Source organism: Thermosynechococcus sp. HY596 (assembly GCF_030518715.1).
GTDB lineage: Bacteria > Cyanobacteriota > Cyanobacteriia > Thermosynechococcales > Thermosynechococcaceae > Thermosynechococcus.
The window spans coordinates 509,574-529,473 of record NZ_CP130346.1; the positions used below are offsets into that span (position 1 = coordinate 509,574).

19 protein-coding genes are annotated in these 19,900 nt (G+C 52.7%); 13 read left to right on the top strand and 6 right to left on the bottom strand.

Annotated elements, in window-relative coordinates:
* Positions 1-3 precede the first annotated feature (3 nt).
* The 4 genes from rplB to rplC are packed head-to-tail and all read right to left on the bottom strand — an operon-like array spanning position 4 to position 2,464.
* Complete coding sequence (rplB, locus tag QYC28_RS02605; protein WP_149817908.1) at positions 4-870, bottom strand: 50S ribosomal protein L2; 867 nt, start codon at positions 868-870, stop codon at positions 4-6.
* A gap of 11 nt (positions 871-881) precedes the next feature.
* Positions 882-1,184, bottom strand: a complete 303-nt coding sequence (locus QYC28_RS02610; RefSeq protein WP_149817911.1) for a 50S ribosomal protein L23 — start codon at positions 1,182-1,184, stop codon at positions 882-884.
* On the bottom strand, positions 1,177-1,809 hold the full coding sequence (rplD, locus tag QYC28_RS02615) for a 50S ribosomal protein L4 (protein WP_149817913.1): 633 nt from the start codon (positions 1,807-1,809) through the stop codon (positions 1,177-1,179). Before rplD ends, QYC28_RS02610 begins: the two co-directional genes overlap by 8 nt.
* Positions 1,810-1,825: 16 nt before the next feature.
* On the bottom strand, positions 1,826-2,464 hold the full coding sequence (rplC, locus tag QYC28_RS02620; RefSeq protein WP_302679788.1) for a 50S ribosomal protein L3: 639 nt from the start codon (positions 2,462-2,464) through the stop codon (positions 1,826-1,828).
* 367 nt (positions 2,465-2,831) lie between these two features.
* Here rplC and tgt point away from each other — a divergent pair, with 367 nt between their 5' ends.
* The 7 genes from tgt to QYC28_RS02655 all read left to right on the top strand — a co-directional run bounded on the left by tgt (position 2,832) and on the right by QYC28_RS02655 (position 8,384).
* Positions 2,832-3,968, top strand: a complete 1,137-nt coding sequence (gene tgt / locus QYC28_RS02625; RefSeq protein ID WP_302679789.1) for a tRNA guanosine(34) transglycosylase Tgt — start codon at positions 2,832-2,834, stop codon at positions 3,966-3,968.
* Positions 3,952-4,425: a DUF2752 domain-containing protein gene (locus QYC28_RS02630; RefSeq protein WP_190278175.1), complete on the top strand. Its 474-nt coding sequence runs from the start codon at positions 3,952-3,954 to the stop codon at positions 4,423-4,425. Before tgt ends, QYC28_RS02630 begins: the two co-directional genes overlap by 17 nt.
* A gap of 3 nt (positions 4,426-4,428) precedes the next feature.
* Positions 4,429-5,400, top strand: coding sequence for a bifunctional 2-polyprenyl-6-hydroxyphenol methylase/3-demethylubiquinol 3-O-methyltransferase UbiG (locus tag QYC28_RS02635; RefSeq protein ID WP_149817921.1), 972 nt, complete (start codon positions 4,429-4,431; stop codon positions 5,398-5,400).
* 86 nt (positions 5,401-5,486) lie between these two features.
* Positions 5,487-5,918: a BLUF domain-containing protein gene (locus QYC28_RS02640; RefSeq protein ID WP_149817923.1), complete on the top strand. Its 432-nt coding sequence runs from the start codon at positions 5,487-5,489 to the stop codon at positions 5,916-5,918.
* Between the two features lies 1 nt (position 5,919).
* Complete coding sequence (locus QYC28_RS02645; RefSeq protein ID WP_302679790.1) at positions 5,920-6,417, top strand: DUF177 domain-containing protein; 498 nt, start codon at positions 5,920-5,922, stop codon at positions 6,415-6,417.
* Complete coding sequence (locus tag QYC28_RS02650) at positions 6,414-7,913, top strand: AAA family ATPase (protein ID WP_302679791.1); 1,500 nt, start codon at positions 6,414-6,416, stop codon at positions 7,911-7,913. The genes QYC28_RS02645 and QYC28_RS02650 overlap by 4 nt, the downstream gene beginning before the upstream one ends.
* A gap of 3 nt (positions 7,914-7,916) precedes the next feature.
* On the top strand, positions 7,917-8,384 hold the full coding sequence (locus QYC28_RS02655; RefSeq protein WP_286626482.1) for an SH3 domain-containing protein: 468 nt from the start codon (positions 7,917-7,919) through the stop codon (positions 8,382-8,384).
* Positions 8,385-8,387: 3 nt separating this feature from the next.
* On the opposite strand, the gene QYC28_RS02660 is transcribed toward QYC28_RS02655, so the two are convergent.
* A complete protein-coding gene (locus QYC28_RS02660; protein ID WP_149817931.1) occupies positions 8,388-8,822 on the bottom strand; it encodes a hypothetical protein in 435 nt (144 codons plus the stop codon).
* A 143-nt stretch (positions 8,823-8,965) separates the two neighbouring features.
* On the opposite strand from QYC28_RS02660, the gene murD reads away from it, so the two are divergent.
* The 5 genes from murD (at position 8,966) to QYC28_RS02685 (ending at position 13,440) form a co-directional block, all read left to right on the top strand.
* Positions 8,966-10,330, top strand: coding sequence for a UDP-N-acetylmuramoyl-L-alanine--D-glutamate ligase (gene murD, locus QYC28_RS02665; RefSeq protein WP_149817933.1), 1,365 nt, complete (start codon positions 8,966-8,968; stop codon positions 10,328-10,330).
* Positions 10,327-11,499, top strand: coding sequence for an AI-2E family transporter (locus tag QYC28_RS02670; protein WP_190278177.1), 1,173 nt, complete (start codon positions 10,327-10,329; stop codon positions 11,497-11,499). Before murD ends, QYC28_RS02670 begins: the two co-directional genes overlap by 4 nt.
* 4 nt (positions 11,500-11,503) lie before the next feature.
* Positions 11,504-12,181 (top strand): hypothetical protein, encoded by a 678-nt coding sequence (locus QYC28_RS02675; RefSeq protein ID WP_149817937.1) that lies wholly within the window; start codon positions 11,504-11,506, stop codon positions 12,179-12,181.
* Positions 12,182-12,183: 2 nt separating this feature from the next.
* Entirely contained in the window at positions 12,184-12,984 is an 801-nt protein-coding gene (locus tag QYC28_RS02680) for a DUF1838 domain-containing protein (protein WP_302679792.1), read from the top strand.
* Between the two features lie 303 nt (positions 12,985-13,287).
* Positions 13,288-13,440, top strand: a complete 153-nt coding sequence (locus QYC28_RS02685; protein WP_190278178.1) for a hypothetical protein — start codon at positions 13,288-13,290, stop codon at positions 13,438-13,440.
* A 5-nt stretch (positions 13,441-13,445) separates the two neighbouring features.
* Here QYC28_RS02685 and QYC28_RS02690 read toward each other — a convergent pair whose 3' ends face one another.
* A complete protein-coding gene (locus QYC28_RS02690; protein WP_149817941.1) occupies positions 13,446-14,468 on the bottom strand; it encodes an aspartate-semialdehyde dehydrogenase in 1,023 nt (340 codons plus the stop codon).
* 182 nt (positions 14,469-14,650) lie between these two features.
* Here QYC28_RS02690 and QYC28_RS02695 point away from each other — a divergent pair, with 182 nt between their 5' ends.
* A complete protein-coding gene (locus QYC28_RS02695; protein WP_302679793.1) occupies positions 14,651-19,885 on the top strand; it encodes a CHAT domain-containing protein in 5,235 nt (1,744 codons plus the stop codon).
* Positions 19,886-19,900 lie beyond the last annotated feature (15 nt).

Below are 19,900 nucleotides of genomic sequence, written 5' to 3' on the forward strand. Positions count from 1 at the left end.
AACCTAAGACTGACGACCACCGCGACCCCGCTTGGAAGACTTCTTACGACGCCGCACGATGAGAGCATCGCTGAGTTTTTTCTTCTTGCGAGTTTTGTAGCCAAGGGTGGGTTTACCCCAAGGCGTGACAGGCCCAGGACGACCAATGGGGGCGCGTCCTTCACCCCCACCGTGGGGGTGATCCACCGGGTTCATGACCGAACCGCGCACCTTCGGACGACGACCTTTCCAGCGGTTGCGACCGGCTTTCCCTAAGCTGATGTTGTTGGCTTCAACATTCCCCACTTGGCCAATGGTGGCATAGCACTCCTTGCGGAAGAGCCGCACTTCACCTGAAGGAAGCTTGAGGGTGACCATATCGCCTTCTTTGGCCACCACCTGTGCCATCGCGCCGGCAGCTCGCACCATTTGCGCACCACGACCGGGGGTAATTTCCACATTGTGCACACTAGTACCCAAGGGAATTTTGCCCAGAGGAAGGGAGTTACCCACTTCAATAGGGGCATCGGGACTGGCAATAACCTCGGTGCCGGGGGTCAAATCTCGAGGATGGATGATGTAGCGTTTCTCGCCATCGCGATAGTGGAGCAGGGCAATGCGGGCATTGCGGTTGGGATCGTACTCCACAGTTGCCACTTTGGCGGGGACATTGAGCTTGCTGCTGCGGCGAAAATCAACAATGCGATAGCGACGCTTGTGACCACCCCCCCGCCGCCGACTGGTAATGACACCGCGATTGTTGCGGCCTTTGTCGCGCTTGAAGCCACGGGTCAGCGACTTTTCGGGCTTGTCGGTGGTAATTTCAGCAAAGTCAGAAACAGTTTTTTGGCGAACGCCGGGGGTGTAGGGTCGGTAAACGCGAATGCCCATGATCTACTCCGTTAAACTTCGGGGAAGAGAACGATCTTGCTGTCGGGGGCAAGGGTGACGATCGCCCGCTTGTAGCGAGGACGATGACCAACAAACCGACCCACGCGGCGCTCTTTAGGGGGCAGATGATAGGTATTCACTGCCGTAACTTTGACGTTAAAGAGTTCTTCAATTGCAGCCTTGATTTGCGGTTTGGTGGCGCGCCGATCCACATCAAAGGTGTATTGATTGTTTTCCAGTAAAATTGTGGCCTTCTCTGTGATGATGGGGCGCTTGATGAGATCCGCAAGGGCGCGGGGTTGGACTTTAGTCACCGTACACCTCCTGAATTTTGGCGATCGCGCCAGTGGTGGCAACAATGCGATCGGCATAGAGTAAATCAAAAACATTCAATTGATCGGCACGCAGGAGTTTCAGGGTGGGCACATTTCGCGCCGAGAGTGCCACCATTTCGGCAATGTCTTCCACCAGTAGCAGCACCTTTTGCTCTGGCTCAATGCCCCAGCGTTGCAGCGCCGTCACCAGTTCCTTGGTTTTGGGACGGGGCAAGTGATCGGCAAAGTCCTGAACCACAATCAAGTCTTCAACGCGGCTCATCAGGGCTGTGCGCAGGGCAAGTCGCCGCTCCTTACGATTCATTTTTTGGCTGTAGTCGCGGGGCTTAGGACCAAAGATCACACCGCCACCCCGCCAGAGGGGAGAACGGATCGAACCAGCGCGGGCACGCCCTGTTCCTTTTTGCCGCCAAGGTTTGCGACCGCCGCCACGCACCTCAGCACGGGTTTTGGTAGATGCCGTTCCCTGACGCGCATTGGCTAACTGCCGCACAAGGGCACGATGAACAATATGACTGGCGGTTTCAGGTTTTGCTGTCGCCAGATCAAGGGTGGCTTCACCACTGTCGGCACCCTGCCAGTCTTTAACCACACATGCAACCATAACTACTCTCCAGCCCCTATTTGCGACCGACACCCTTGGCGGGGGTAATGCTCACTAGTGCCCCCGGTTTACCCGGTAGTGCCCCTTTGATCAGGATTAAGTTGCGCTCAGCATCAACGCGCACCACCTGCAACTTGCGAATGGTGACTGCCGCATTGCCCATGCGACCGGCCATCCGCTTGCCGGGGAAAACCCGACCCGGGGTGGTTCCTGCCCCAGTGGAACCGGGCAGACGGTGGTTTTTTGAGCCATGCGCCATTGGACCGCGCTTAAAATTGTGGCGTTTTTGATAGCCCGCAAAGCCTCGGCCAATGCTGGTGCCGTGGACATCCACAAGCTGCCCCGGACTAAAAATGTCAACAGTGATGGCCTGACCCAATTGATAGGCAGAGGCATCTTCAAGGCGAAATTCCCGCAGATGACGCATGGGGGGCGTTTGCGATTTGTTGAGGTGGCCGCGCTCGGGGCGACTCAGGTTTTTCTGCCGCACTTCGCCGTAGGCCACTTGAATTGCCGTGTAGCCGTCGGTTTGGGGGGTTTTGATTTGTGTGATCGGACACGGCCCCGCTTGTACCACCGTAATGGGGACAGATCGACCCGCCTCGTCAAAGATTTGGGTCATGCCCAACTTTGTCCCTAAAATACCAACTGTCACGATCGCGTTCCTTCAAAATACGAATCACAACAAAACAGCGAGAGGCAGCCGCAAGGCTACACCTCGGCAGATTCCTACAGTTAGGAATGGTGGATTGACCCAGCAGTTACACGGTCAAGACGATGACGCTTAAAGCGCATCTATCATTGATCAAGGACAGGCGCAGGTAAAGATGGCAAGGCTATGATTGCAAGTTGCGAACACGCTGCCACCCCTAGATCAGTGGAACCAAGGACTTAAGGGGGTTGAGGCGATCGCGCCCACTCAGTATCCGTTTTTGGTCACAAGTTTTAATCATAGATCAGCGATTGTGGGTTTGTCTAGGCATTTGGTAACATTTTTTACGCCTTCTTGTGGATCCAGCAGCGTGTTTGAATTTGTCTGCCAGCAGGACTGTGCCCATACCCAAGCGCGGGCAAGCCTGTTTCACACCCCCCATGGCGCAGTGGCAACGCCGCGTTTTATGCCCGTGGGTACTTTAGCGAATGTGAAAACCCTCACCCCAGAACACCTCAAGGCGGCGGGCGCTCAAATGGTTTTGGCCAACACCTACCATTTGCACCTGCAACCGGGGGAAGACATTGTGGCCGCAGCGGGGGGGCTGCACCGTTTTATGGGCTGGTCAGGGCCAATTCTCACGGATTCGGGGGGGTTTCAGGTCTTTAGCCTCAGTGAAATGCGGCAGATTTCCGATCAGGGGGTGGTGTTTCGTTCACCCCACGATGGTCAAATCATTGAACTGTCACCCGAGCGGGCGATCGCCATTCAAGAGGCCTTGGGGGCAGATGTGATCATGGCCTTTGATGAGTGCCCCCCCTACCCTGCGAGCCGGGAGGCAGTGATCCAAGCGACGCAACGCACACTACATTGGTTAGAGCGCTGTATTGCCGCCAAACAACGATCGGATCAGGCTCTCTTTGCCATTGTTCAGGGGGGAGTGTATGCCGATCTGCGGCGGGAATGCGCTGCGGCGATGCTGCCCTATGACCTGCCGGGCTATGCCATTGGTGGGGTGAGTGTCGGGGAACCCAACAGTGCCATGCACGAAATTGTGGCGGTGACGGCTCCCCTCTTGCCTGCCCATAAGCCACGTTATTTGATGGGGGTGGGAACTCACTTAGAAATGTTGCGGGCGATCGCTGCTGGGGTCGATCTCTTTGATTGTGTGATTCCTACCCGTCTGGCTCGCCATGGCTGTGCCATTGTCCAAGGGCAGCGCTGGAACCTGAAAAATGCCCGCTTTCGCCGCGATTATGAACCCTTGGATCCCACCTGTCCCTGCTATACCTGCACCACCTTTAGCCGAGCCTACCTGAGTCATTTAGTGCGTGCCAAGGAGCTACTGGCCTACACCTTACTCTCGATTCATAATGTGACGGAACTGATTCGGTTCACCCAAGCAGCACGCCAAGCAATTTTAGAGGAGCGATTTGTGGCGTTTGCGGCAGAATGGGAGCAGCGACTAGTGGTGGATGCTGAGGAACCCGATGCTGCGCTTCTCTGATGCCGTTTTATCAAGGCAGGAACGCTTGAGCCGCTGGGGCTTTTTGGGACTGACCACAGCACCTTTAGTGGGAGCGGCACTCTTTAACCATACGGGGACGCCGCCTTTTTTACTTTGTCTTTTTCGGGCAACAACGGGCATTCCCTGTCCAGGCTGCGGTCTGACCCGTTCCTTTATGGCGATCGCTCGCGGCAATGTTGAAGATGCCCTGAGAATGCATCTCTTTGGCCCTGTGCTCTTTCTCGCATTTACAGTGGCCGCGATATTGATGGCCATTGAACTAAGAACCGGGCGGCGATTGCAGCACACCCCCTTTCGCTACATCAATGAACGCATTCAAAACTGGTGGTGGCTAGGGGTGATTTATCTTGGCTACTATGGTTTGCGGCTGTACAGCCTATTTCACACCGGGGAATTTTATATCAATCCCCTAAAAAACATCTTTCTGAGGAGTTAATCAATGACTATCTCCATTCATTACGTTGATCCCAAGACGAAAGCACCACTTAGAAAGGATCATACTGCGTACTATAGTGAGACGGGTTCTGTTTATCCAATTGTTAATCAGATTCCTAGATTTGTAGATTCAAGCCAAAACTACACCCAAAGTTTTGGTCTGCAATGGAATAAGTTCTCAAAAACACAAATAGATGATACAGATCAAAAACAATCTGAAACTCGATTCTTTGCAACAACAAACTGGCAGCCTGAGGAGCTTGCTGGCAAAAGTATTTTAGAAGCCGGTTCTGGTGCAGGTAGATTTACACGGGTTATCTTGGAAAAAACGTCTGCTTATCTTTGGAGTTTTGATTATTCAGAGGCGGTTGAGGCAAATTGGCAAAATAATTCTGATATTGCTGGCGGAAGATTACACCTATTTCAGGCGAGCATCTATGACATCCCTTTGCCTGAAGCCTCTTTTGATAAGGTGTTTTGTTTTGGGGTTCTACAACATACACCTGACTTTGAAGAATCTGTAAAAAATCTGATTAAATACGCAAAAATCGGTGCTGAGATTGTGGTTGATTTCTATCCGATTAAAGGTTTTTGGACAAAAATACACGCAAAATATCTTTTAAGACCCTTGACAAAAAAGATGTCACACCAAGCTCTGTTGAATTTGATTGAGAAGAATATCGATGGTTTAATTACGTTATTTGATTTTTTAGTGAAAGTTAAACTAGGCGTACTGACTCGATTTTTACCAATTGTTGATCTACGAACAATTCCTAGTACTGTGGATCAGCAAAAACGCCGTGAATGGGCAATTTTAGACACCTTTGATATGTTCTCGCCGGAGTATGACAATCCCCAAAGAATAAAAGATGTTGCTGCTATGTTTGAACGTCACGGAGCTAAGGTTACTTTTGCCGGATTTGTCAAATCAAGTGCTGGCACTAGCGCAGTGGTCAGAGGCGTTCGCGAAACTTAAAGTAAAGATCACGGGAGTCGTCTTTAGCAAGGGTCCCTTTCATGGGATATTGAAATCGGTTGTGTGCGATCGAGAACCGGAGACCCATGAGATTACATCGCTTGCTTTATCTCAGTTGTGCCACAGATGGCCTGTCCTACCCGGATCTGCGGGATATTATGGCCAAGTCAGAGGTGAACAATCTCCGCGATGGCATTACGGGAATACTGTGCTACGGCAACGGCATGTTTCTGCAAACCCTAGAGGGCGATCGCCAGAAAATCAGTGAAACCTACGCCCGCATCCTCAAGGATCCCCGCCACCACAGCGCCGAACTCATTGAATTCAAGGCCATCGCAGAGCGCACCTTCATCAATTGGTCAATGCGTCTGGTGCAGTTGGGCGAGATGGACAGTGATAAAATTCGGCACCTGCGGTTAAAATACTCACCAGCAGCAACCTTTCAGCCCACCTCAATGACGGCTGAGCAATGTTTTCACTTCCTCAAAGAACTCTATGAAATGAGCCAAGGAACTTAGTGTGAGCGATGCCCACTGGCTAAGTATTCCCGATCTATTGCGGCTGCCCGCCCAGACCTATGAGTGGTGGGTAAATACCGATTTTCCAGACTTGGCAACGCTAACTCCCGTGCAAGGGATTGTGACTGCCAGTCACCGCCACACCTATTTAGAAGTTAGTGCCAGTGTGCAGACAATTGTCACCCTCTCTTGCGATCGCTGTTTGCAGTACTATAACCATCGCTTGGTGTGTACGACTACGGAACTCATTTGGCTTGCAGAAACGCCGGCGAGTCAACCGGACGATGATCTGGTGGAAACCTTGCCCGCCAACGGTCGCATTGATCTTGCGGATTGGCTCTACCAGCAACTCTGCCTTGCCCTGCCCTACCCCCAATACTGTGACCCCAATTGTGGTGGGATTACCCCGCCTCCCTCTGCGGAACCCCCCATTGATCACCGCTGGGCAATGCTTGCGCAACTACAATCGGTTCTGGAGCGTTCGGAACCATCGCCGTGAGTGCTCAGTCTGACCTTGAACTGTTGCTGCGGGCACGCTATCCCCTGTTGTATGTGGCCACAACAGAGGAAGAACGCCTTGAGGCAACACTGCACACAATTAGCGATCGCCTGAATCAGCGCCCCATCTACATTTGGGATTTTGTGGAGGGGTATCAGGGCAATCCCAATGATCTGGGGGTCGCCAAGCGCAATCCCCTCAGTGCCCTTGAATTCGTCGAAAGACTGCCGCCACCGGCAGCGGCGATGATTCTGCTGCGGGATTTTCACCGCTTTATTGAGGACGTGGCCGTCTCCCGCAAACTGCGTAACCTTGCGCGGCAACTCAAGTCCCAGCCCAAAAACCTGATCCTGCTGGCTCCGACGGTGCAGTTGCCCCCGGAACTGCGGGATGTGATTACCGTTGTCGAGTTTCCCTTGCCCCAACGGGAGGAAATTCGCCTTGAACTGGTGAAGCTCTGCCAAAGCCTCGGCAACATTCCCGCAGAACCCATTCTCGATGAGTTGATCCGCGCCTGTCAGGGCTTGACCCTAGAGCGCATTCGCCGCGTCATTGGTCGGATTATTGCCCTCCACGGCATGCTCGACGGTAGCCATGTGGATTTGATCTTGGAGGAAAAGCGGCAGATCCTGCGGCAAACCCAAATTCTCGAGTTTTATCCCACCCAAGAAACGATTGCCGACATTGGTGGTCTTGATAACCTCAAGGAGTGGTTGTTGCGGCGTGGCGGTGCTTTTTCCGAGCGGGCACGGCGCTATGGGCTGCCCTATCCGCGGGGGGTGCTGCTAGTGGGAATTCAGGGCACGGGTAAATCCCTAGTGGCAAAGGCGATCGCCCACCAATGGCACTTGCCGCTGTTGCGATTGGATGTGGGGCGACTCTTTGGCGGCCTTGTGGGGGAATCCGAAGCGCGAACCCGCGAAATGATTCAAATTGCTGAAGCCCTTGCCCCCTGTGTCCTCTGGATTGATGAAATGGACAAAGCCTTTGCGGGCATTGACGGCCGAGGCGATGGCGGCACCAGTAGCCGCGTCTTTGGTACGATTATCACTTGGCTGGCTGAGAAAACCTCTGCTGTTTTTGTCGTGGCCACTGCCAACAATGTGCAGGTCTTGCCCCCGGAACTGCTGCGTAAGGGTCGCTTTGATGAAATCTTTTTTGTCGGACTACCCAATGTGGATGAGCGGCGAGCGATTTTTGAAGTGCACCTCAGTCGCGTGCGGCGCGATCGCCTGCAAAACTATGATCTAGAGCGGTTGGCCTACGAAACCATTGACTTTTCTGGGGCTGAAATTGAGCAGTGTATCATTGAGGCAATGCACCTTGCCTTTAGCCAAGACCGCGACTTTACCACCGAAGATCTGCTGCACGCGGCCAGTGAGATTATCCCCTTGGCACGGACAGCTCGCGAACAGGTACACCAATTACAAGAATGGGCGGCCTCCGGGCGGGCACGGTTTGCCTCACGGATCCTCTCTCCCCCCACAGGGCGTTAGATCATGAAACCAGTGGTGCGTGTGCTGCAATGGCTCCTAGGAACCTTTTTGGGTTTAGGTCTGATTACCCTTGTGGCCGCTGCTATCATTACACCCCTCGTCTTTAACTTGCTCTGGCCACCCCCCCGCCCCAAGGTCGAAGCACAAAATTCGCCACCGCCTACGCCACCAGAGTCGTCACCGAATTCCCCCTCACCCACTCCTGAACCAACCCCGACCCCCTCACCGCAGCCAAACTCTGAAGGGCGGGTGATCTATGGCGATGGTTTACGGTTGCGCGATCGCCCCAGTCGCGAGGCAAATGCCCTAGGCGGTGTGGCCTTTGATGAAGTGGTGACGATCCTAGAGCGCAGTGAGGATGGGGAATGGCTGAAGATTCGCACCGCCAACAATCTTGAAGGCTGGGTACTGGCCTTTGGCGTGCAGGAAACAACAGCTCAATCCCCCACCTCCAGTGAGACGACCCAGTAGGCGCTATTGGGAAAATTCCTGCATTTGCTGAAACGAACGGTACTCGCGATCGCCACTCAGCCATTCCACGAGCGTGATTTTCACCCGCCCCCCCGCATTGGGAGTTGCCAGAAACTCCGCCTCCCCTTCGCTATTAATCACGGGATTGCGCAACTGGGTGGATCCCGCTTCCAGTAGTCGCTTGCTCGTCGGGTCATAAATCTCGTAGTAGATCTGGACATTGCGCGCTGGTGTCGCCGTTTCATTGCGCACGCGCCCCGTCAGGCGGTGGTACCAGACACCCGCAATATTCTCGCTCTGCAATTGGACATCGGTGACGCGCACCACTTTGGGCGCTTCGCGACGGCGGGCGATCGCGGGCATGTCATCAAGAGATACGAACCCGACACTAGTCGTCAACAGCAGACCACAGAGCCAAATTGTGCGTAAGCTAGGCATTGTTCTCTAACCGGTGTGACAATAATAGAGTCTAAGACGCAACATTCAGCGGGAGCGATCGGCCTCATTGGCCTTGAGGATACCACCTTAGTGACCGCTGCCCCGAGTCTGTACCTGCTGGATTGGATTCACCCCACTTAACTATGCCAACTGTTCATGTGATTGGTCTTGGTCGCTCTGGCATCGCCGCTGCCCGTTTACTGAAACGTCAAGGCTGGCAAGTGGAGGTGAGTGATAGTCGTCAAACCCCTGCCCTACAATCCCAGCAGCAACTCCTAGAAGCCGAAGGCATTGCTGTTCAACTCAACTACGACTTTGATTTACAAACCCTCGCCAGTGTGGGTCTGCGTGTCCCGGCGGAAATTGTCATTAGTCCCGGTGTCCCTTGGCAGTCTCCTGCTCTGATTGCCGCTCGCCAAGCAGGCATCCCCGTTCGGGGGGAAGTGGAAATTGCTTGGCAGACCCTCGCCCATCTGCCGTGGGTATGTATTACGGGCACCAATGGCAAAACAACGACCACCGCACTCACTGCCGCCATTTTTCAAGCAGCGGGGTACAATGCTCCCGCCTGTGGCAATATCGGCAATAGTATTTGCGAAGTGGCTTTGACCGCTAGCGCCCTTGATTGGGTGATTGCTGAGATCAGTAGCTATCAATTAGAGTCTAGCCCCCCCCTGCAACCCCAATTTGCCCTTTGGACAACCCTCACACCAGATCACTTGGAACGCCACGGCACCCTCGACGCTTATGTCGAAACCAAAGCTCACCTCATGAATGGTGCGAAACAGGTGATCCTCAATGGGGATGATCCCTACCTGCGTCAGCACATGGTGAATCGTTGGCCGCAAGCTTGGTGGATCAGTACCCAAGGGGCGGCAGCCCTACCCAAGGGGATTGAACAGGGCATCTATATTGCTGAGGATCAGGTGTGGTTTCAAGATCAACCCCTGCTGCCCACCCATGTCCTGCAAATGCCGGGTCAACACAATCAGCAAAACTTTCTTCTAGCCGTGGCAACGGCCCATTTAGCCGGTATTCCTGCCGAAACAATTGCCAAAGCGGTGGCAGGGTTTGCCGGTGTGCCCCATCGTCTAGAGCGCGTTCGTCAATGGCGACAGGTGGAGTGGATCAACGACAGTAAGGCCACCAATTATGACGCCGCCGAAATTGGGCTGCGTTCGGTGACCGGCCCTGTGATCCTGATTGCGGGTGGACAGGCCAAAAAGGGGAACGATCGCGCTTGGCTCAAGCTGATTCAGGAGAAAGCCGCTTGGGTGCTCTTAATTGGTGAAGCGGCACCGCAGTTTGCGCAGCGCTTAGAAGCCACGGGCTTTACAAATTATGAGATCATGGAGACACTGGATCGGGCAGTGGCGGCGGCTGCTGAACTGGTGACCCAGTACCCGATCAAAACCGTTCTCTTTTCCCCTGCCTGTGCCAGCTTTGACCAGTACCAGAATTTTGAAGAACGTGGTGATCACTTTCGTCAACTGTGCTTAGAGCTATGAGCCAATCTGCGGCCTCGGGTCACTGGTGGAATCGCCTCTCCATTGCCAGTCGGTTTCTGATTATTGGCTTGGCAGGGCCGATTTTGACGCTCAACTTTTGGGCATTTGCCACCGTTCTTAAGTTTTTTGGACCACTGGTGGCGGTGCTGGTTCTTGCCTCCCTGTTTGCTTTTTTGCTGAACTATCCGGTGCGTTGGATGGAGGAGCAGGGAAATCCGCGAGGCCCCTCAGCAATTTTGGTCTTTCTTTTGGCACTGGTACTGATTGCCATCATTGCCTTGGTCGTGGTGCCCAATGTCTTTAATCAGGCACAACAGCTCATTGCCCGCTTGCCCGAATGGTTTAACTCCAGCCAACGGCGACTCTTGGAATTTGGCCAGTGGGTGGACTCCCTGAACCTGCCGGTGACGGTGGATGTGGATGCCCTTGCCAACCAACTCTTGGAAAAACTCAAGGATCAACTGCAAAGTTTAGCTCGCGAGGCGCTGAATTTAATTTTGGGCACCCTCAGCAGTGCGGTGGATGTGCTCATTAATCTGATTTTGACCGTTGTTCTCACGTTCTATTTGCTGCAGCATGGTGACGAATTGTGGGATGGCCTCCTCAGTTGGTTGCCTGATACGCTGCGCCCCACGGTTTCAGAAACGATACGCCGCAGTTTTGAAAGCTATTTTATTGGTCAGTTGGTGCTGGGACTGTGCATGGGCATCGGGTTGACCACGATTTTCATTTTCCTCAAGGTGCCCTATGGACTGCTCTTTGGTGTCATTATTGGCGTGATGGCCTTGGTGCCCTTTGGCGGTACGGTGGGGATTATTTCAATTAGTTTGCTCGTCGCCCTTCAGGATGTGTGGTTGTCCCTCAAGGTAGCGGGATTTGCGTTTCTCTATCAGCAGTTTTTGGAGAATGTGGTTGCCCCTCGGATCATCGGTAGCTTTACGGGCTTAAATCCAGTCTGGGTTTTCTTGGCGATCCTGACTGGGGCTAGGGCTTCGGGGTTAGTCGGGGTTCTCATTGCGGTTCCGATCGCGGTAGTGATTAAAACGTTCTTGGTGAGTGTGCGATCGCGCCTCAATGCCGAGGACGTGGATGCCACCGTTGCACTCCCTAGTAATCCGCCCCCCTTATCACCTGTTTCTTCGTCAATGAAGCCATCCTCAGTGGAGTAGAACAATGCTGCGTGCCCTTCAACCCGGAATTCTCACCTCCCTTGTTTTGATCAGTACCACAGCCGCCATTACCCTAGTTACGGCTTTTATTGGCTACCACCTAGGGCGAGAGTCATTGCGCGGTGTGTCCCAGCCCGTGGTGAATCCCATCCTTGGCAGTGCCGTGAATGCCAATGATCAAACCCAAGGGGAGCGATCGCCCATTCTTGACGAGGCACAGATTATTGCCCAAACCAAAGCCCGCATTGCCGAAATGACTGAAGGTGCCAGCGATCGCGAGATTGTGCCTGCCCCCACCACTGCCAATGACCCCCCAGCAGCGGAACCGGCGACGAGTCGGACACTGCCCATCGTTGCTGAGGATAAGGGGGTGCGTCTAGAAATTAGCCGTGTGGATACCATTGGCCAAGATTTAGCCCTGCACGTCAGCTTGAAAAACGACAGTAGCCAAGGGGTGCAGTTTATCTACACCTTTCTTGAAATCAAAAATGATAAAGGTACCCTTTTGAGTGCCCTCACCGAAGGCCTACCCACGGAATTACCCCCCGGTAGTGATCTGGTCAAAGGCACAATTTTGATTCCCAAAAGCCTCCTTGACAATGCAAAAACCTTGACCCTACGCCTTGCCAGCTATCCGAATCAGGATGTGCAATTGCAGGCTGCCAATATTCCTGTGGAGTAGCCATGCCCGCCGCTGAATTTGTTCAAAAATGGTTGAGTGCTCGCGATTGGGTGCGGGTACGGGCAGATTTGACGGGCAAGACCACGTTTATCGCGTGGCAGGGAGCGGTGTATAGTTTTGTTCCCCAAGAGCGTCGCCGTCACCTCTTCAACATTGTTGGCATGAGTGCCGCTCGCTGTTTGCCCCATCCCGAGGGCGGGTGGTATTTTCTCTCCCGTGAATTGACGTTTTATCTGGATCCAGAAAAGCAATCCCTGTGCGATCGCTGGCACAATCCTTGGACAGAGGACGTGGTTCCCGTGATTCCCGTTGCTAATGATCCCGTGCAGGGGCTATTTCGCCGTGAGGTGCCTGCCCAAGTCAGTGAGCGAACCACTACGTTTCAGTTTGATCTATTTCCCTACTATGACAATCCCCTTGCGGGTGAGGAACGGTTTCAGGCCTACAGCCCCCAGCCGATCTACCAAGCGGCAGAACTCTTTAAGCTAACGGTGGCCACCGCCGATTTACAACAAGATACGGAGACGATTGCCGCTGTCCATTTGTGTTGGAGTCGGATTGGGCCTTGGTTGCCTTGGATGAAGATGGGCGATCGCCCCGGTTATCTCATCTACAGTGCGACTGGCTGCAAAGCCCTGACCGTCGAAGACTTGCCCTCCCTCCTACAAGACCAATTAGAGCGACTGCCCCAATACCGTGAAGCCCCCACTGAATACCGCGAGGGTGCTGATATGACCTCTTGGCTGTATTTTCAGGAGCACTTTGAAGCCTATTTGGAGGGTGCACTGTTTCCAGTGACTTGATGAATACCAACCTGTCCCTATTCCCGTGGGGGCAGGCTAAAAAGCGGCAACTCGGTAAACTGTGGTTCTACAGGACGGGGTGAACGGGGGGTTGTTGGCGGAGCATGCGTTGACTGGGAATTTCGACGCGAAAGTGATCTCCCTCCAGAGAAATGGGAGCGCCAAAATTGCTCGCTGGCTTACTCATTGGGGATGCTACTGATACACGTCGTCGTGGGAGAGATTCAACCCTAGCTCTTTGGTAGCCTGCCCGACACCCTTGAGGACGAATGGATTGACAACATCGAGGAACTCGAAGACCTGATGGACAAGTACCTCCACCTACGCCAAGAAGCCCGCAATGCTTTTGAATTGCGCTATGAACGCCATGTCAGCGACGATCCCGATCAGTGGCGCAACTGTGCGCGGGTATTGGCACAGCAGGACATTCTCAATGTACTCAGTCAACCGTGGTAAGCTCTTTAGAGGAGTCCTTGGGCAATCAGAGATTCAGCAATTTGCACCGCATTCAAGGCTGCCCCCTTGCGAATTTGATCGCCACACAGCCACAGTTCAAGGGCATTGGGTTCAGAAATATCTTGGCGCAGCCGCCCCACTAGCACTGGGTCTTTACCTGTGGCCTCTAGGGGCATGGGGAAATAATTGCGCTGCCAATCCTCCACAAACTGGACGCCTGCGGCCTGTTGCAGGCGATCGCGCGCCTCTTGCAGCGGAAAAGGCTCAAAGAACTCAACATTCAACGCTTCCGAATGGGCACGCAGCACAGGGACGCGCACACAGGTGGCCGTTAGCCGCAACTCTGGGGCATGGAAAATTTTGCGGGTTTCATTGACCATCTTCATCTCCTCTTGGCAGTAGCCCTGCTCATTGAGGGGAGAATTGTGGGGAAAGAGGTTAAAGGCCAAAGGGTAGGGAAAGGCCTCTGTGCGTGGTGGTTGCCCCTTGAGAATATCGAGGGCTTGATCCTTGAGTTCTTGCATGGCCTTTGCCCCCGCCCCACTGGCAGACTGATAGGTGGCCGCTACAATTCGCCGAATCGGTCGCACCTGATGCAAGGGCCATAGCGCAACCGTCATCAAAATCGTCGTGCAGTTGGGATTGGCAATGATGCCTTGGTGGGTTTTTAGATCTTCAGGGTTGACTTCGGGCACCACTAAGGGGACGTTGGGATCCATGCGATAGGCACTGGAATTATCAATGGCGATCGCTCCTTCCTGAACCGCAATTGGTAGCCACTGCCGTGACACACTTGCCCCCGCCGAAGCCAAAATCAAATCCAGTCCCTTGAGGGTCTCCTCACTCACCGCCTGTACGGGCAGCACTGTCTCCGCAAAAGAGAGGGTTTGACCGGCTGAACGGGGCGAAGCCAACAGCCGCAACTCTGCCACTGGAAACGAGCGTTCCGCCAAAATGGCCAAAATTTCCGTGCCAACCGCACCTGTCGCTCCTAAAATGCCAACCCGTAATCCCTGTGCCAAGACCATTACTCCTAGGAAGATAAGCTCATTTTACGATCGTTGCGGATTGAGAAATCGCAAAGCGTAGCATTTTGGAAATTTTACTGCCATATCTATAATGGCTATAGCCAATTTCCACCACAGCCTCTGCACTCCCCCACAAGAGTCGCCAGCGGCAGGACTCGATAAATCATCTGGAGGCTGGGATCGTGAAAACTCTCCAACAGTACCTATTTTCCATCACCTTAGTCTTTTGGGGACTGTTGAGTAGCGCTGCTTACAGCCAAATTACCCCAGCCACCAATGGCACTGGTACCACCGTCATCCAAAATGATCAACAAATCGATATTGGCGGTGGCCGCCTATCGGGGAATGGTCAAAATCTCCTTCACCTCTTCCGTGACTTCAATATTAGTAACGGCCAAATCGCCAACTTTCTCTCTAATCCGCAAATTCGCAACATTCTTGCGGGGGTCAATGGTGGCAACGCCAGTTACATCAATGGCTTGATTCAAATTACGGGTGGCAGCAGCAACCTTTATCTGCTCAACCCCGCAGGAATTGTCTTTGGCCCCAATGCCCGTTTGAATCTCCCCGCTGCCTTCCATGCTTCTACCGCTCAACGGGTGCTGTTTGAGGGAGGGATCTTTGATGTCAATGGCCAGAATCTCTATCAATCCCTCAATGGTCAGCCCACAGGTTTTGAATTTCTGAGTAAAGGCCTCATCATCAATGAAGGTGAGCTGAGGGTGGGTAGTGGTCAAACCCTCAGCCTAATGGCGCACCAAGTGATCAATACGGGTACACTCGCAGCCCCTGCAGGAAATATCCACATTGCGGCTGTACCTGAAACAGGAATGGTGCGCGTCTCCCAAGAGGGAATGCTGCTCAGCCTTGAGATTCCTCAAGAGCGACTACCGACTGGGGGAGCGATCGCCGCTGTGGACTTACCCAGCTTACTCACTGGCAATGGTTCACAACCTGTCAACAGCGTCATTCAAAACCCCGACGGCACAATTCGCCTTGTCCATGACCCCAGCAAAATTCCCACCACAACGAACACCGCCGTCATCAGTGGTAGCCTTTCCGTCGCCAACCCCATCGGTATGGGTGGCCAAATCACGATCACTGGTCAAAATATCGCCCTCATCAATGCCAACTTAACCGCCTCTGGTCAACTCGGGGGTGGCACGATTCTCTTGGGGGGCGATTACCTAGGGGGCACCACTGGTACCAACCGGTTGCATAGCAGTTTCAATGCCCAGAATCTCTTTATCAACAGCGGCAGTGTGATTGCAGCGGATGCCTTCAATCAAGGCAATGGTGGCACTGTCATTGCATGGGCAGATAACAGCACCCAATTTGCCGGCACGATCAGCGCACGCGGCGGGCAACTTAGCGGTAATGGCGGCTTTGTGGAAACCTCTGGGCGAGAATTACTCAGCGTTCGGGGAACAGTAGATGCCAGTGCAGTCAAGGGTCAGCCCGGTACATGGCTCCTTGATCCACGAAATGTCACCATTGATAACTCCCCTACGAGTGGCGGGAGTTTCTCTGGGAGCAATCCTGATGTCTTTACCCCCACCACTGATAATGCCTTTGTTGTGAATACTGCCATTGAAGCTGCCCTGAATCTCGGCACTAGTGTCATCATCACAACTGGTGATACTGGAACCCAAGCAGGGAATATTTCTGTACTTGCCTCGATTACCAAAATAGGCGGCGGCGATGCCTCCCTAACCTTGCAAGCTGCAAATAACATTCTTGTTGCCGATGACATTCGCTCAGAAGCAGGCCGACTGAATATCATTCTCCATGCCGATGCCGATAACAGTGGTGCAGGAGCAATTAGATTAGACTCAGTTACACTCATTACCAATGGTGGCAATATTATTTTGGGGGGTGGCTCTAATCCCTTCACCAGTCCAGCGATCGGTGTCAGCACTGCTGGGGTTAATATCGGAAACTCTACTCTCAATGCAGGTGGCGGCCATATTAGGATTCATGGCAGCGGTGCAACAATGGATGGCCAAGAAGGGGTGCTGATCGGTGGGAGTTCAATCTTTACCTCAGGGTCTGGAGAGATCACCATTCTAGGGACAGGTGGTTCTAATATTGATAGCTATGGTTTTGTGAATGGTATCTCGATTCAAAACTCCTCCATCAGCGCCGAAGCTGGCAATCTGACCTTAACGGGTACTGGGGGCAACGACGATGCATTTTCCACCGTTGGCATCCATCTTGAAGAGTCAGGAATTCGAACCACGACTGGAAATATTACTCTGACGGGTACTGGGGGCAACGGCTTCTATGTATTTTCCTCCACCGTTGGCATCCATCTTGAAGAGTCAGGAATTCGAACCACGACTGGAAATATTACCCTGACGGGTACTGGTGGTACGGGCTTTGCCTTCAACCAAGAAGGTATTCTGAGTCGCTTCACATCCATCAGCGCCGAAGCTGGCAATCTGACCTTAACGGGTACTGGGGGCAACGGCTTCTATGTATTTTCCTCCACCGTTGGCATCCATCTTGAAGAGTCAGGAATTCGAACCACGACTGGAAATATTACCCTGACGGGTACTGGTGGTACGGGCTTTGCCTCCATCCAAGAAGGTATTCTGAGTAGCTTCACAAGTATTACCAGTCAAAGTGGTGACATTATCCTGAGAGGTACAGGGGGTGAATTCGGTGCTGGTCTTGGCTTTAGGGCAGCAACTGACACAGAGTACTCTACTGAGGTCAGAACGGCTGGAAATGGGAATATCCTCATTGAAGGTCGCGGCACTGATGGCAATCCCGGTCTGGTCATGGAAGCCTCTGACGCCCTGACATTAGCTGTTCAAGATGGCATGCTCACATTAGCAGCTCAGGGGGGGATTGAAGTCTTTGGTGATCCTCCCTCTCGGCTAGATATCCATAGTGCCGGGGCAGGCCGCCTTGTCTTTCAACCGATTGATGCGCATACTCCCGTCGGCATTGGCGATGGTGCAACGGGTGACTTGATCATTGATCAGTTTCTCCTCAACCAAATCACAGGTGGATTTTCTTTGGTGACCATTGGTCACCCTAATGGTACTGGTCTCATTGATGTTCGTCCCTTTAGCCTCAACTACAATCTTGCACTGCAAACCCCCGGCGTAAGTTCCCTAGGTATTCAGTTCAATGGCTCTGGCACGACGAATCTCTATGGTCGCAATCTCACACTTAATAGCGGTGGCGGCGTTACTCAGGGCAGTCATGTCATTTCTGCGGGAACGCTGCAACTTCTTGGACAGGGGACTTTCACCCTCAACAATGTCAACAATGAGTTTCAGGCACTCTCAGGCAATGTCAGTGGAAATGTGAACTTGAGTCATCAAGGTGCCCTAGGTATCGTTAGTTTCAACAATGGTGTCAATGGCCTCACCACTGGCATCAATACCAACGGCAATACCCTAATCCTCAGCTTAAACAGTGGGAACCTAACGCAAAGTGCACCAATTCGAGCAGGCAACTTGGGTTTAACTTTACGAAATGGCAGTGCAATCCTAACCAACCCCAATAACCAAGTGGGGATACTAGCTGCTGAGTTGAACAGTGCGAGTGATTTGCAATTTGTCAATAACAGTACCCTTACCGTTGGCAATGTTAACCCAACAGGCATTACAGGGCGCAACATTTTCCTACAAACACTAACAGGCGATATTGTTCTCAATGCGCCAATTTCTGCCGTTGGGACTGGGGATGCGATTGTCCTTGCTGCCGAAAATAACTTTATTAACAACTATGGCTCTAGTGTCTTTAGTACCCCCAATGGTCGCTGGCTAGTTTATTCGACTGACCCGAATCTCAATATCAACGGCGGCCTCACAGGTTCAGAGCAATTCAACACCACCTATCCTGAGCTTGCCCTATTTTCTGGTTCTGGGTTTCTCTATCGGGTTTCTCAAGCACCGCCAACTCCACCCACGGAGCCATCCACACCCCCAACTCCACCCACGGAGCCATCCACACCCCCAACACCTCCAGAACCCCAAACTCAAGAGAATCTGGGTCGGATTTTATTGGGAGAGGAGATACAAGGCACTCAACTGCCCCAGAATACCGCTCAAGTCATTTACTTCCCCGGAGTTGAGATCATTCGTCAGCAAATCAGTACGGCTTTTGATCAGGGAGACTACAACAGTGCGATCAAACTGCTTCAGCAGCTTTATTCCTTTGAGTTTAGTGAGTACTTTGATGAATTTTTCAGCACTCCTAGTCAAGAGGGACTACAGTTCCTTGACATTGATCAAATCAAAGAATTATTGGGGCGTATGGCTGAAGAAACAGGTCAAAAACCTGCCCTGAGCTATGTCTTTTGGCGACCTGAACAACTAGATATATTTATCATCACACCGGAAGGGGAACCCATTTACCAACCCCTTCGAGTGCCCCAAGAAGCAGTGCGCCGTGTCATTGCTGCTTTTAATCGTGAGGTGCGAGACCCAACGAAAACCAATAGCGAATCCTATTTACCCTTCGCGCAGCAGCTTTACCAATGGATCATGGGCGGCGTTGATGCTGAATTGCAAGCACGAGGCATTAATACACTGGTTTTTGCCCTTGATCAGGGGTTGCGGAGTGTGCCGATCGCTGCTTTGCACACGGGGTCAAATCTTATTTCCTCGACGGTCAGTGATAGTCCAATCGGTCGTAATGGTCAGTTTCTAGTGGAACGCTATAATCTGAGTCTCATTCCCAGTATCAACTTGGTGGATACCCGCTACCAACCGTTGCAAAATGCTTCTGTACTGGCAATGGGTGCCTCGCAGTTCACAAAGCAAAGTCCTTTACCAGCGGTTCCCATCGAGCTACAAACCATTACGCAACTGGTAGGACGAGGGCAAGTATTCCTCAATGAAGCTTTTACGGTCTCAAACTTGGAAACTCAGCGGCGGCGCAGTCTCTACCCTATCCTACACTTAGCGACCCATGGTGAATTTAATGCGGGTAAGCCACAAAATTCCTATATTCAGTTTTGGGATAGCCAGCTTTCAATGGCTCAAGTGCGGCAGTTGCGGTTATTCCAGCCACCCACAGAGCTAATGACGCTGAGTGCCTGTCGTACAGCGGTAGGAGATACCAATGCAGAACTTGGGTTTGCTGGACTGTCACTCCAAGCGGGTGTAAAGAGTTCGGTTGCTAGCCTTTGGTATGTCAGTGATGAAGGGACGCTGGCTTTGATGACGGCATTTTATGGACAGTTGAGAATTGCTGCCATTAAAGCAGAGGCCTTGCGACAGGCGCAGCTTGCCCTGATCCATCAGCAGGTTGTGATTGAGGAGAATCATCTGCGTAGTGCTGGGGTGCAGGGAGGGCTCTCAATTCCTTTGCCCCCAGAAGTTCAAACTGGGGGTGGGCGTCAACTTTCCCATCCGTACTTTTGGGCGGGATTTACGATGATTGGCAGCCCTTGGTAGCCCTAGGAGGCAATT